General features: G+C 65.6%; 10 protein-coding genes. 2 read left to right on the top strand and 8 right to left on the bottom strand.

Annotation, left to right across the window (positions count from 1 at the left end; all coding sequences use genetic code 11):
- Positions 1-192: 192 nt before the first annotated feature.
- The 5 genes from AC1DSJ_RS07540 to cadR all read right to left on the bottom strand — a co-directional run bounded on the left by AC1DSJ_RS07540 (position 193) and on the right by cadR (position 5,317).
- On the bottom strand, positions 193-2,598 hold the full coding sequence (locus AC1DSJ_RS07540; protein ID WP_441371217.1) for a TonB-dependent siderophore receptor: 2,406 nt from the start codon (positions 2,596-2,598) through the stop codon (positions 193-195).
- A 65-nt stretch (positions 2,599-2,663) separates the two neighbouring features.
- Positions 2,664-3,632, bottom strand: coding sequence for a FecR family protein (locus AC1DSJ_RS07535; protein ID WP_441371216.1), 969 nt, complete (start codon positions 3,630-3,632; stop codon positions 2,664-2,666).
- Positions 3,629-4,147 (bottom strand): sigma-70 family RNA polymerase sigma factor, encoded by a 519-nt coding sequence (locus tag AC1DSJ_RS07530; protein ID WP_175169978.1) that lies wholly within the window; start codon positions 4,145-4,147, stop codon positions 3,629-3,631. The genes AC1DSJ_RS07535 and AC1DSJ_RS07530 overlap by 4 nt, the downstream gene beginning before the upstream one ends.
- 16 nt (positions 4,148-4,163) lie before the next feature.
- Positions 4,164-4,757 carry a nitroreductase family protein gene (locus AC1DSJ_RS07525; RefSeq protein ID WP_054426136.1) on the bottom strand — a complete coding sequence of 198 codons (594 nt, stop codon included), beginning with the start codon at positions 4,755-4,757 and terminating at the stop codon, positions 4,164-4,166.
- A gap of 125 nt (positions 4,758-4,882) precedes the next feature.
- Positions 4,883-5,317 carry a Cd(II)/Pb(II)-responsive transcriptional regulator gene (gene cadR, locus AC1DSJ_RS07520; protein ID WP_054426138.1) on the bottom strand — a complete coding sequence of 145 codons (435 nt, stop codon included), beginning with the start codon at positions 5,315-5,317 and terminating at the stop codon, positions 4,883-4,885.
- Positions 5,318-5,415: 98 nt separating this feature from the next.
- On the opposite strand from cadR, the gene AC1DSJ_RS07515 reads away from it, so the two are divergent.
- On the top strand, positions 5,416-7,941 hold the full coding sequence (locus AC1DSJ_RS07515) for a heavy metal translocating P-type ATPase (RefSeq protein WP_441371215.1): 2,526 nt from the start codon (positions 5,416-5,418) through the stop codon (positions 7,939-7,941).
- A 34-nt stretch (positions 7,942-7,975) separates the two neighbouring features.
- On the opposite strand, the gene speG is transcribed toward AC1DSJ_RS07515, so the two are convergent.
- The gene (gene speG, locus AC1DSJ_RS07510) at positions 7,976-8,560 is read right to left on the bottom strand and encodes a spermidine N1-acetyltransferase (protein ID WP_006218930.1); all 585 of its coding nucleotides are present in this window, start codon (positions 8,558-8,560) and stop codon (positions 7,976-7,978) included.
- 295 nt (positions 8,561-8,855) lie between these two features.
- On the opposite strand from speG, the gene AC1DSJ_RS07505 reads away from it, so the two are divergent.
- On the top strand, positions 8,856-10,349 hold the full coding sequence (locus AC1DSJ_RS07505) for a M81 family metallopeptidase (RefSeq protein WP_441371214.1): 1,494 nt from the start codon (positions 8,856-8,858) through the stop codon (positions 10,347-10,349).
- A 106-nt stretch (positions 10,350-10,455) separates the two neighbouring features.
- Here AC1DSJ_RS07505 and AC1DSJ_RS07500 read toward each other — a convergent pair whose 3' ends face one another.
- On the bottom strand, positions 10,456-11,160 hold the full coding sequence (locus tag AC1DSJ_RS07500) for a riboflavin synthase (RefSeq protein ID WP_054426143.1): 705 nt from the start codon (positions 11,158-11,160) through the stop codon (positions 10,456-10,458).
- 113 nt (positions 11,161-11,273) lie between these two features.
- The gene (locus AC1DSJ_RS07495; RefSeq protein WP_391569192.1) at positions 11,274-12,710 is read right to left on the bottom strand and encodes an aldehyde dehydrogenase family protein; all 1,437 of its coding nucleotides are present in this window, start codon (positions 12,708-12,710) and stop codon (positions 11,274-11,276) included.
- Between the last annotated feature and the right edge of the window lie 178 nt (positions 12,711-12,888).

Genomic DNA, 12,888 nt, shown 5'->3' with positions numbered 1-12,888 from the left:
GCTTGATCGTGTCACGCGTTTTCTTCCTACCAAGACATTGCCAAAGGCGTGTGACCCTAAGCGCTGCCATCGTCGGCCCGCGCATAGGGATAAATATGCGTGGCCGTCGACGAGATTAGCACAGGGGACAGGCTCGTTGAGGCGGGTCAGCCGTGCTGCTGACCCGCATCGCACTAGGGGTTTTTCCCTGGTTTACCAGCGGTAGCTCAGGGTGGCATAGAGCGTGCGCGGGTCGCCATAACGGCAGCCTGTGGCGCCCGCGCAAGCCAGGTAGCCGCGGTTGAACAGGTTGCGCGCGTTCACCGTCAACGCCAGGCCCGAGAGCGTCGGGTCCAGCGCGCCGAAGTCATAGGCGGCCATGGCGTCGACCAGGAATTGGCCCGGCACATTGGCGGGGTAACCGGGCAGGTTCGTCGAGCTGGCGTAACGCACGCCCGCGCCCACGGTCAGCCCGGCCACGCCGGCGGCGGTCAGGTTGTAGTCGGCCCAGACGGAGGCGCTGTGCAGCGGCACCAGTGCGATGCGCTGATCCACCAGCGACGGCACGGTGCTGCGCGTGGTGCGCGCGTCGGTATAGGCATAGCTGGCCGTCAGGTTCATGGCGCCCAGCCGCGCCTTTGCTTCAAGCTCCAGCCCGCGCGAGCGCGCCCGGCCGCTCTGCACGGAATAGGTGGCGTCGGCCGGGTCGCTCGTCAACGCATTGGTCTGCGTCAGGTCGTAGACGGCCGCGCTGTAAAGCATGTTTCCGCCCGGCGGCTCGTAGCGCAGGCCCAGTTCGTACTGTGTGCCTTTGGTGGGTTTGAAGGCATTGCCCGCGCGGTCCACACCGATGGTTGGCGCAAACGACTGGCTGGCGCTGACATACGGCGCCAGGCCATTGTCGGCAAGGTAGACGACGCCCACGCGGCCTGTCGTGGCCGTGTCGCGCAGCCGGGTCTTGGCGCCGTTGGCGTAGTTGGTCTGATCGGTATCGGCCCAATCCTGGCGCCCACCCAGCACCAGCACCCACTTGTCCTGGATCTTGATCTGGTCTTGCAGGTACAGGCCCAGCGAATCGGAACGCGTGTTGATGCCGTAGTCGGCGGCGGTGTTCAGCACCGGCACCGCGCCATAGACGGGGTGGTAGATGTCGGCCAGCGCCGCCACCGTGCCTGAATGGCGATGCGAGTCGTAGCCGCTGCGGTAATAGTCCAAGCCCGCCAGCACCGTGTGCTGCAAGGGGCCGCCGTCCAGCTTCAGCTCCAGCGAGGTATCGGTGGCCACGCCATACGAATGTTCGTTGCGGCTGACCACGCCGCGCCGCAGGGTCTGGCCGTTGGCCTGCAACGCGCCGAAGCTCAAGTAATCCCAGTTGCCATCGGCCGTGAAGTAGCGGGCGTTTTGGCGCAGTTTCACGCGGTCGTTGAAGGCGTGCTCGAAGGCATAGCCGATGGTGTAGGTGTCGGTGTCGTAGCGGTCGAAATCCGGTTCGCCGATGAAGAGGTCGCGCGGGATCTGGCCGTTCAAGGTATTGGCGGCGGGCATGGGCGCAGCGAATCGTGTGCGGATGCGCTGATAGCTGGCCAACAAGGTCAGTGAGGTCGCGGCCGACGGCTGCCACGTCAGCGCGGGCGCCAGATAGGTTCGGTCGTCCGGCACGTGGTCCACCCAGTTGTCGGCGTTGCGGGCTAGACCCGTCAAGCGATACGTCCACGCGCCGTCCTCGGACAGCGCGCCGGTAAAGTCGCCCGACACCTGGCGGCGGCCATAGCTGCCCACGTCCAGATTCAGTTCGCGCAGCGTGTCGGCCGATGGCCGCTTGCTGACGCTGTTGACCACGCCGCCGGGGCTAAGCTGCCCGTACAGCACCGAGGATGCGCCGCGCAGCACCTCGACGCGCTCCAGGCCATAGGGTTCCTGGCCGCCGTCGTAAACGCTGGATTGCAGTTTCAGGCCATCGCGCAACTGCCCGGAGTTGCCGGCCGCTACGTTGAAGCCGCGCAGCATCAGGTCATCGACCATGCGGCTGAAGGCGGGGGATTGCGACGACACGCCGGGCGTATAGCCCAGCGCATCCGCCACCGACCCCGCCTTGATCACGCGGATCTGATCGCTGGTTACGACCGACACCGATTGCGGCGTCTCGATCAAGGGCGTGTCGGTCTTGGTGCCGGACAACGCGCGTTGCGCCACGTAGCCGTCGACATGCCCGGTGGGCGATTCGATGGAACCCGTCACGCGGACGGGCTCAAGCATCGCGGTGCTGTCGGGTGCGCGCCGGGCGCTGAGCGTGCCGTTAGCGGTGACGGCCAGTTCCAGGCCGCTACCGGCAAGCGCACGACGCGCGGCGTCTTCGGCGGTGTAATCGCCCGCGATGGCGGGCGCATTACGGCCCGCGACCAAGACGGGGTCAACCGACACCGCGCGGCCGCTCTGGCGTGCGATGCGCGTCAGCGTGTCGCCCAAGGCTGCGGCGGGCAAATCAAAATGCAGGGTGGCGCGGGCGGATGCGGGCGGCGGCGTTTGGCTTTGGCTTTGAGATTGCGCCTGCGCGTAGGGCGCGGCCAGGGCAATGAACAGCGCGGCGGTCAACGGCCGCAGCGGGTGGCGATGAAACATGGAGGCTCCTGCAACAGTGTGGTGTTTCAGGAGGGATGTCCAACGACGCGCACAAAAGTGATCATTTATTTTTCAGCGCGGGGGTCACGCAGATCGATGCTGACAAACCATCCGCCCACAGCGCTGATGCTGATCGGCAACGTCTGACGCAACGATTCCAGCGTGCGCGGGATGTCGTCCAGCGGAAACGCCCCCAACACGCGCAGCCTTGCGGCCGCTGGCGTAATGCGGATAATGCCGCGCCGATATGGCCGCAGCGCGTCCACTACCGCGCCCAAGGGTTCGTCGTGCACGACGAGCATGCCGTCGTGCCAGGCGGCGGCATCGGCCAGCGCGGCGTCCGGCTGGCCCAGGCCATGCGCATCAAACCGCACGCCCTCACCCGCTTGCAGCACCCGGCGCTGGCCGCCCGCGCGCACTTCGACGCTGTGCTCGACCACGCTGGCCAGGCTTGCGCCATCCGCGCGCGCCACGTTGAAGACGGTGCCCAACGCCTGCACTTCTCCGTCGGCGGTAGACACGATGAATGGCCGCGCGGCATCGGCAGCCACGCGCGCATACACCGCGCCTGCCCGCAGGCGAACACGGCGCACGCCAGCACTGAAGTCCACGTCTACGGCCGAACGCGCATTCAGCGTCAGTTCGCTGCCATCTTCCAATGTGTAGGCGCGACGCTCGCCGGTCCCCGTGCGCAGGTCGGCGCTTAGCGTGCGCAAGGGCGTTTGGCGGTCGGCCATTGCAGCGACGCCGCCTGCCGTCAGCGCCAGGGCCAGCGCATTGCGCAACATTCTTCGCCGGGCGGGCGGGGTCAGCAAGGCGGCGCCGGCCGCCTGGCGCTGCTCGCCTCTTTCCAGCATGGAAAACGACGCTTTGACGGCGGTGTTGACGGTGTCCCACGCTGCGGCGTGACGGGGGTCGGCCTGCCGCCACTGCTCAAACCGGGTTCGGTCGGCGGCGGCCACACTGCCTGACGACAGCAGCACCATCCAGTCCACGGCCGATTCCAGATCGGCAGGCAACGCCGGGGCCGTCATACGGGCAAAGACAAGCGCGCCGCCACGCAAAGCGTGATGGCCTGTTTCATGTAGCGCCGCACCGTGATCACCGACGTGCCGATACGCTGGGCGATTTCGGCGTAGCTGAGTTCATCCAGCTGGCTGTACAGGAAGGCTTGGCGCGCCTTCAGCGGCAAGCGCTGCAAGGCGCGGTCGATGTGCATCAAGGCCTCGAGCACCAGCGCGCGGCTTTCTTCGCTGGGTGCGCTGGCTTGCGGCAAGCCGGCCAGGCTGTCGAGATACGCGCGTTCCAATTCCCGGCGCCGCCAGAAGCTGAACAGCGTGCGTTGCGCCAACGTGGTCAGGAATGCGCGCGGTTCGCGAATGGGGTCGGTGTGCCTGCCAGCAAGCAGGCGCACGAACGTGTCGTGCGCCAAATCTGCCGCATCATGGCGGCACCCCAACCGGCGCCGCAGCCACTCCTGCAACCAGGAATGGTGGGCGTCATACAGCTCGGCGGCGGAATGCTCCGGAGGCTGCGTGGATGCGGTCATGGCAAAACGGCAGGGCTTAGACGGGGCCGGTCCATTCCGTGACGAAGTCGCGGAAGTCGGGGCGCTTGGCGGGCGGCACGGCGCACGCCGGGGTGCCGATGGCCAGATAGCCCAGGAAGCGGTAATCCAGCGAATCCAGGCCCAGCGCGTTCTGCACGTCTTCAACGTAGGTGCCCACGCCCGTGCTCCAGAAGGCGCCATAGCCCAGCATGTGGGTGGCGTTCAGGATGTTCATGACGGCGCAACCCGTGGCCAGCAATTGTTCGTGCTCGGGGATCTTGGTGTTGTCGTGCGCGATCTTCTGCGCTACGGCCACGAACAGCGGCACGCCAGCCATCCATTCACGCACCGATTTTTCTTTCTCGGGCGTCATGCGCGGGTCGCCGCTGCGCTTGACCGCTTCCAGCGCCACATCGGCCAGCTTGCCGATGGCTTCGCCCTGGATCACGACAAAGCGCCACGGACGCAACGCGCCGTGGTCGGGGGCCGACATGGCGGCTTGCAGGATCTGTTCCAGTTCGTCGGGTTTGGGCGCCGGGCCGCGCAGAAACTTGACGGAACGGCGCGTGGTGAGGGCGTGCAGCGGGGTCGCAGTAGAAGTGGCGGTCATTGATTCTGGCGCAAATGTGAAAGAGATAGATTCTCATATTAATCGATGGCGGCAGCCGGGTCGGGTATCTCCCGGCCTCGAGCATGGACATCCGGCCCACTTTGGGGCCGGATTCCGCCTAGGCGTCAACCTAGGTGCGTGTGCCGTTCCTGGCGTTCTTCAACCTGCATTTCAGACAGGCCGTGCAAGATGCCGCAGTCTTCCGCGTCGGGCCGCGCCGACAGGCAGCGCTGGCGCAATTCGGTCAGCTGGCCCTTCAATTGCAGCAATTCGGCGATGCGCTCATCCACGTGCGAGATGTGTTCGTCGAACAGTTCGTTAATGGGGCCGCAACCCGTCTGGTGGTTGTCGGCCAGGGACAGAATTGCGCGGATCTCGTCCTGCGTCATGTCCAGCGCCCGGCAGTTGCGGATCAGCCGCAGACGCTCTAGATGGGGTTGCCCGTAACTGCGGTAATTGTTCAGGCCCCGGTCGGGCGCGGGCAACAGCCCTTCCTTTTCGTAGTACCTGACGGTCTCGACCGTCGTGCCGGCCGCTGTGGCCAATTCGCCGATACGCATCGTGCCTCCTGGATCGCATCCGATTGAAATTTGGGCTTGACCCTATAGTAACTCCAAGGTGTGGAATGCCAACATCCGATTCAACAAGGCGAAGAACGATGGCTTTTCCTCCGGTCAAATCCCAACAGCCCTCCCCTGCAACGCAGGGCGACGCCTGCTGCGGCGGCCATGGGCATGCACACGGGCAGAAGAAGGAAACGGGGCAAGACGCTGCGCATGAGCATGCAGGTCATGACCATGCGGGCCACGAACAGGCCGGCCACGGGCATGCCGGCCACGCCCATGCGGACCACGGGCATGCGGACCACGGGCATGCGGGCCACGACCATGCGGCTCACGGCCATGACCACAGCCACGGTCACAGCCACAACCCCACCAGCCGCCATCACGATCACGCCCCCGCGCAGTCGCATGCCGCGGCTGCCTGCTGCGGGCATGACCACGGCGGGCAGGGCTTCACGGCATCCGCCTCTGGCACGGCCACCCTCAGCGCCGGCCCTGGCCAGGTGCTGGCGCGCCTGCGCATCGGCCAGATGGACTGCCCCACTGAAGAAACCCTGATCCGCAAAAAGCTCGACGGGCTGGACGGCGTGCATGCGCTGGACTTCAACCTGATGCAGCGCGTGCTGACGGTGGTACACGCCGAAGGCGCGCTGGACCGCATCGTGGCCGCCATCAAGTCGCTGGACATGACGCCCGAGCCGCTTGCCGATGGCGCCCCCGGCACGCCCGCGCCCGGCGCCAAGCCGGTGAACTGGTGGCTGATTGGCGGTTCAGGCGTGTTGGCCGCCCTGTCCGAGCTCTCGCACTTTGCAAGCTGGCCGCTGGCCGTGACGGCGGCGCTGGCTGTCGCCGCGATTCTGGCGTGCGGCGTCAGCACCTATCGCAAGGGCTGGATCGCCGTGCGCAACGGCAACCTGAACATCAACGCGCTGATGAGCATCGCCGTCACCGGCGCGGTGCTGATCGGCCAGTGGCCCGAAGCCGCCATGGTGATGTTCCTGTTCAACGTAGCGGAGCTGATCGAAGCGCGTTCACTGGACCGCGCCCGCAACGCCATCCGTGGCCTGCTGGACCTGGCGCCCGAAACGGCCACCGTCCGACAGGCGGATGGCACGTGGCGGGACGTACCCGCCGCGCAATTGCAGGTGGGCGACGTCGTGCGCGTGCGCCCCGGCGAACGCATCGCGGCTGACGGCATCATCGTCAGCGGCAGCTCTACCGTAGACCAATCGCCCATCACCGGCGAAAGCCTGCCCGTGGAAAAAGCGCAGGACGACCCCGTCTTCGCCGCCACGGTGAACGCCGCCGGCTCGTTCGAATATCGCGTTACGGCTGCGGCCGGCAACACCACGCTGGCCCGCATCATCCACGCCGTGGAACAGGCGCAGGGCGCGCGCGCCCCCACCCAGCGCTTCATCGACCGCTTCTCGCGCATCTATACCCCCGCCGTGGTGGGCGTGGCCGTGCTGGTGGCCGTGGTGCCGCCGCTGCTGTGGGCGCAGCCCTGGTTTGACGCGATCTACCGCGCCTTGGCGCTGCTGATCATCGCCTGCCCGTGCGCGCTGGTGATCTCGACCCCCGTCAGCATCGTCAGCGGCCTGACCGCAGCGTCGCGGCGCGGCATTCTGGTCAAGGGCGGCGTATATCTGGAAGAAGGCCGCAACCTGAAATGGCTGGCGCTGGACAAGACCGGCACGCTAACGCACGGCAAGCCGGTGCAAACCGATCTGCAAGACTGGGACGTGTCCGACCCCCCCCGCCAGCCGGCTGCGTTGATCGCTGCTAGCTTGGCGGCCCGGTCCGACCACCCCGTGTCGCTCGCCGTGGCCAACGCCGCGCGCGAGGCCGGCAAGACCTTGCTGGAAGTCGGCGCCTTCACCGCCCTGCCCGGCCGCGGCGTCAGCGCAACGCTGGATGGCGTGACCTATCAATTGGGCAACCGCCGCCTGATGCGTGAACTTGGCGTGTCCACCGACAAACTGGAAGCCCGGCTGGACGAGCTGGAACGCCAAGGCAAAAGCGCCATCGCGCTGACCGACGGCACGCGCGTGCTGACGCTCGCCGCCGTAGCCGACACCGTCAAGCCCACCAGCGCCACCGCCATCGCCGACCTGCATGCGCTGGGCGTGCGCACGCTGATGCTGACGGGCGACAACACGCCCACGGCGCAAGCCATTGCCAAGCAGGTGGGTATTGACGAAGCGCGTGGCGATCAACTGCCCGAAGACAAGCTGGCCGCCATCGAAAGCAAGTTGGCGCCCCAAGGCAAAACCCAGGGCAAGGTCGGCATGGTGGGCGACGGCATCAACGACGCGCCTGCGCTGGCGCGCGCCGACATCGGCTTTGCGATGGGCGCGGCAGGCACCGGCACGGCGATCGAGACCGCCGACGTGGCCTTGATGGATGACGACCTGCGAAAAATTGGCACCTTCCTGCGCTTGTCGCGCGCCACGCACCGTGTGCTGATCCAGAACATCGTGCTGGCGCTGGGCATCAAGGTGGTGTTCCTGGCGCTTGCCATGACCGGCAACGCCACGCTGTGGATGGCGGTGTTCGCCGACGTGGGCGCCAGCCTGCTAGTGGTGGCCAACGGCCTGCGTCTGCTGCGCGGGGCAGATTGACGCAAGCTTTCAGGAATGAGACGGACGGGCCTTGTCAGCCCGTTTGTTCTTCCTGCGGCCAGTCGCGCAGCACGGGCGCATCCGGTGCGCCGGGGCCGACATCGCGCAGGTGCTCGTGTTGCAGCAGCGCCATGCGGTAAGCGTCACGATAGGCGCCGTTCGAGAAGAATTCTTCCTTCATCAGCCCTTCGATCTGAAAGCCGCAGCGCTCGTACACGTGCACGGCTGCGGTGTTGTCTTTGTCTACCACCAGATAGACCTTATGCATGTTCAGCACGCGGAATGCGTAGCCGACTGCGATGCGGGTTGCCGCCTTGGCGTAGCCCCGGCCCTGATAGCTGGGCGCGATGATGATCTGGAATTCGGCACGGCGGTGGATGTAGTCGATTTCCACCAGTTCCACCAGGCCGGCGGGTTGGCCGGTGTCGTGCTCGATGATGAAGCGCCGCTCGTTCTGATCGTGCAAGTGGCGGTCATAAAGGGCGACCAGTTCGTCGTAGGCCTCGTAAGGCTCTTCGAACCAATAACGCATGATGACGTCGTTGTTGTTGATCTTGTGCACAAAGTGCAGGTCGCCGCGCTCCAGGGGGCGTATTTTGATATCGGATATGACCGACATAGAAACCTCCGAAAGTGGCGTCATTGTATTCGAAGCCGCCCCAAAACGCCCGTCACATGGGAAATTCAGAATTTTCTTGAGTGTTTATGCGGGTCTTAGACTAGAAGACGCTGGAAAGCATTGGTATTGCTTGATCTAAAACTAAAGAATGTCTCAAAAGCGTAACGCCATACGTCGCTGAAACCGGCCGTCCGCTGATCAAACAAAACAGCGCGCCGCTATTGCTGATCCCGGCGTCGTCTCCAATAATTCCCGGACCCCTGAATCCACGGACTCAAGACCGAGAGGAAACGACATGCACATCCTGGTGGCTGGCTTCCAGCACGAGACCAATACCTTTGCGCCGTCCAAGGCGGGGTATGACAACTTTGTCCGCGGCGAGGGCTTTCCCGCCATGGTGCGCGGCGAAGCCATGCTGGCGCTGCGCTCGGTCAATATTCCAGCGGGCGGTTTCATCAACGCCATCCAGGCGCAAGGCCATACCGTGCACACGGTGATCTGGGCGGGCGCCAGCCCCTCGGCGCATGTCACGCGCGACGCCTTTGAGCGCATCGCGGGTGAAATCCTTGATGCGGCGCGCGCGGGCAAGTACGACGCCGTCTACCTGGACTTGCACGGCGCGATGGTCACCGAACACCTGGACGATGGCGAAGGCGAATTGCTGGCGCGCGTGCGGCAAATCGTGGGGCCTGACGTGCCGGTCGTGGCCAGCCTGGACCTGCACGCGAATGTCACTGCGCAGATGCTGCAAGAGGCCGACGCGCTGGCCGCCTTCCGCACCTATCCGCACGTGGACATGGCCGATACCGGCGAGCACGCGGCGCGGTTGCTGCTGGCCCGCATCGCCGCGGGCAAGCAATGGGCGCGCAGCGAACGCCGCCTGCCCTTCCTGATTCCGATCAACGGCATGTGCACGATGCTGCAACCGTCGCAAGGCGTGTACGACACGCTGGCGCAGCTGGAGCAAACGCCTGGGGTCGCGTCCATCTCGTTTGCGCCGGGTTTTCCGGCGGCGGATTTTCCGGAATGTGGTCCCGTGGTCTGGGCGTACGGCACCGATGCGGCGGCCGTGGAACAGGTCACCGAAACGCTGTACCGCCAGGTGTTGGAGTTGGAACCGCAGTGGTCGCCCGACTTTCTTGAACCCGCCGAAGCCGTGCGGCGCGCGCAGGCGCTGGCGGCCGGCGCATCCCGCCCTGTTGTGATTGCGGACACGCAAGACAACCCGGGCGCGGGTGGCGACGCCAACACCACAGGCATGCTGCGCGCGCTGGTCGAAGCCAATGCGCAGAACGCCGCGTTGGGCTTGTTCTACGACCCCGACGCCGTGCGCGCCGCCACTGCGGCCGGCATCGGCAGCACCGTCACGCTGCAACTGGGCGGGCAATCGGGCGTGCCGGGCGACTCCGCCTTTACCGGCGACTTCGTCGTCGAAACGCTATCGCCCGGCAAGCTGCGCTTTGACGGCCCGATGATGCATGGCATGGATGTGGACCTGGGCGCGGTCGCTGGCCTGCGGATTGGCGGCGTGCGCGTCGTGGTCAGCGCCAGCAAGGCGCAGATGCTGGACCGCAACCTGTTCCGCGTGGGCGGCGTGCAGCCAGAGGAAATGGGGATTTTGGTGGTGAAAAGCTCGGTGCATTTCCGTGCCGACTTCCAGCCCATCGCGCACGAAGTGCTGGTGGCCAAAGCGCCCGGGCCGATGCAGGCTGACCCGGCGGATCTGCCGTGGACGCGCTTGCAGCCGGGCATTCGCGTGCGTCCGCAAGGTCAGCCGTTCGAGGGCTGACGGGTTTGGCGTAAGCGTGGATTCCAGCGCTGTCAGGGATGGCCATAGCCTCTGCGACCTGCCCTGGGCTTTGACTCCGGGGCCGGCCGTGGCCCCGGATCACGTCTTACTTCAGCTTGCCCTGGGGGCTGACGAAGTCTTCCAGGGTCAGGCCTTTTTCCTTCAGGATGGCTTCCAGCAAGGGCTGCAACTTGCCTAAGCTTTCCTGCACCGTTTCGCGCACGGTGTCCACGACCACCTGCGTGCTGCGTTCGATTTCAATGTTGACGAAGTCGCCAACCTGCTTGTCCTCGAACACCGTCATGCGGCGGGTTTCGGGAATCAGCCAGACTTCAAACCAGCCTTCCGCCCGGTTCACTTCCGACACGGTCAGGCTCGCGCCGTTGATGGCGATATAGCCCTTGGCGAACACGTACTTGCGGAAGGGTTCGGGGATGCTGAAGCGCATCAGTCGGTTGGTGTCAGACGACTTCACCATCACCACTTCAGACGTGAAGTCCACATGGCCGGACAAGGGGTGGCCGCCGATCTCGGCGCCATCTTTCGCGGCGCGTTCGACGTTGGCGCGATCGCCTTCGGCATAGCTGCCCAGCGTGGTGATGGCCAGGCTTTGCAGCATGACATCAAACGTCGCCTGGTTGTCCGACAGCAGCTCGGTCACGGTCAGGCAGACGCCGTCCGTCGACACGCTGGCGCCGATGGCCAGATCAACGCAAAAACCAGGGGGAAAATCCAGCGTGAAGGTGCGCAGGCCTTCGCGATCCGCGATCTTCGCGATCGTCGCGGTGCCTTGAACAATACCGGTGAACATACGGTTCCTGAAAACGGGGCGGCAGGCCCCTGAAGCAAAACATCAACGTTAACCGATATTTTGCCAGGAGCCGCCCCGCTGGACGCGGGTGGCGAGCGCCACCCGGCGTGCCATCAATGACGGATGGCGATGGTCTTCAAGGTCGTGAAGCCGTACAGCGCCTCAAAGCCTTTTTCGCGGCCGTAGCCCGACTGGCGCGAACCGCCAAACGGCAGTTCCACGCCGCCGCCCGCGCCGTAGTTATTGATGAACACCTGGCCGGCGCGCAGCTTGCGAGCCAAGCGCATCTGACGGGCGCCGTCGCGCGTCCAGACGCCCGCAACCAAGCCGTACAGCGTGCCGTTGGCGATTTCCAGCGCCTCTTCCTCGGTGTCGAACACCATGGCGGCCAGCACTGGCCCGAACACTTCTTCCTGCGCCAGACGGCTGTTGGGCGGCACGTCGCGGAACAACACGGGCGGCTGGTAATAGCCCGCTTCCGGCGCGCCGTCCTTCAGCTTGCCGCGCGCAGCAACCTTCAGGCCTTCGGCTTCGGCTTCCGCCAGGAACCCGCGCACGCGGTCGTGTTGACGGCCACTGATCAGCGGACCGACGTCCAGGTCTTGCGCGGCCGGGCCCGTGACGGTGGCCGCGAAGGCTTCCGACAAGCGCTTGATCACCGTTTCGTAAACGCCACGCTGAATCAGCACGCGGCTGCCAGCCGAGCACGTCTGGCCGGCGTTCTGGATGATGGCGGCCAGCAGCACCGGCATGGCGGCGTCCAGGTCGGCATCGTCAAACACCACCTGGGGCGACTTGCCGCCCAGTTCCAACGTCACCGGCACATGGTTTTCGGCCGCCGCGTGGGCCACCATCTTGCCCGTCTGCGGCGAACCGGTGAACGAGATGTGGTCGATGCCCGGGTGCGCCGACAGCGCCGCGCCCGCTTCGTGGCCGTAACCGGTCACGATGTTCAACGCGCCCGCGGGCAGGCCCACTTCGGCGGCAATTTCGGCCAGCTTCAACAGCGACAAGCAGGCGTCTTCGGCAGGCTTGACCACGCAGGCATTGCCTGCGGCCAGCGCCGCGCCGACGCTGCGGCCGAAGATCTGCAACGGGTAGTTCCAGGGCACGATGTGGCCGGTCACGCCATGCGCTTCGCGCACGGTCAGCACGGTGAAGCCCGGGGTGTAGGGAATGGTCTCGCCGTGCAGCTTGTCGACAGCGCCGGCGTAGAACTCGAAGTAGCGCGCAACGGCGGCGGCATCCGCACGGGCCTGCTTGATGGGCTTGCCCGTATCGGCCGATTCCAGTTGCGCCAATTCCTCCTGGCGGTCCAGCAACGCGAAGGCGATACGCATCAGCAAACGGCTGCGCGCAGCCGGCGCCATCTGGCCCCACTCGCCTTCAAACGCCTGGCGGGCAGCCGTGACGGCGCGGTCGATATCCGCCTCGCCCGAGCGGGCGATCGACTCGAAGGGCTTGCCATCGGACGGGTTCAGGACGGGAATGGTTTCACCGGTGGCCGAGGCCACCCATTGGTTGGCGATAAAGTTCTTCTGAGTCACGATGTGCGGAGTAAAGTAGCGGCCGAATAGCCAGTTGCGGAAAAGGCGCCGACGCGCGCGCAGCCTCCCAGGCACGAAGCAAGGTGCCGGAAAGCGAAGTGTGTGCGGGTGCCCATAAGAGGGATTGCTGTGGGGATTTGTGTGATGTCTCCCGGCGTACCCGGCAGGCCGGTTACGCCGT

The sequence above is a fragment of the Achromobacter sp. 01N37 genome, assembly GCF_056399725.1.
This window is presented reverse-complemented; position numbering and strand designations above follow the sequence as displayed.

Coding starts and splice junctions, on each gene's coding strand:
- AC1DSJ_RS07525 (WP_054426136.1), bottom strand. CDS start 4,757: ATGACCGCCACTTCTACTGCGACCCCGCTGCACGCCCTCACCACGCGC.
- cadR (WP_054426138.1), bottom strand. CDS start 5,317: ATGCGTATCGGCGAATTGGCCACAGCGGCCGGCACGACGGTCGAGACC.
- AC1DSJ_RS07500 (WP_054426143.1), bottom strand. CDS start 11,160: ATGTTCACCGGTATTGTTCAAGGCACCGCGACGATCGCGAAGATCGCG.
- AC1DSJ_RS07540 (WP_441371217.1), bottom strand. CDS start 2,598: ATGTTTCATCGCCACCCGCTGCGGCCGTTGACCGCCGCGCTGTTCATT.
- speG (WP_006218930.1), bottom strand. CDS start 8,560: ATGTCGGTCATATCCGATATCAAAATACGCCCCCTGGAGCGCGGCGAC.
- AC1DSJ_RS07530 (WP_175169978.1), bottom strand. CDS start 4,147: ATGACCGCATCCACGCAGCCTCCGGAGCATTCCGCCGCCGAGCTGTAT.
- AC1DSJ_RS07505 (WP_441371214.1), top strand. CDS start 8,856: ATGCACATCCTGGTGGCTGGCTTCCAGCACGAGACCAATACCTTTGCG.
- AC1DSJ_RS07535 (WP_441371216.1), bottom strand. CDS start 3,632: ATGACGGCCCCGGCGTTGCCTGCCGATCTGGAATCGGCCGTGGACTGG.
- AC1DSJ_RS07515 (WP_441371215.1), top strand. CDS start 5,416: ATGGCTTTTCCTCCGGTCAAATCCCAACAGCCCTCCCCTGCAACGCAG.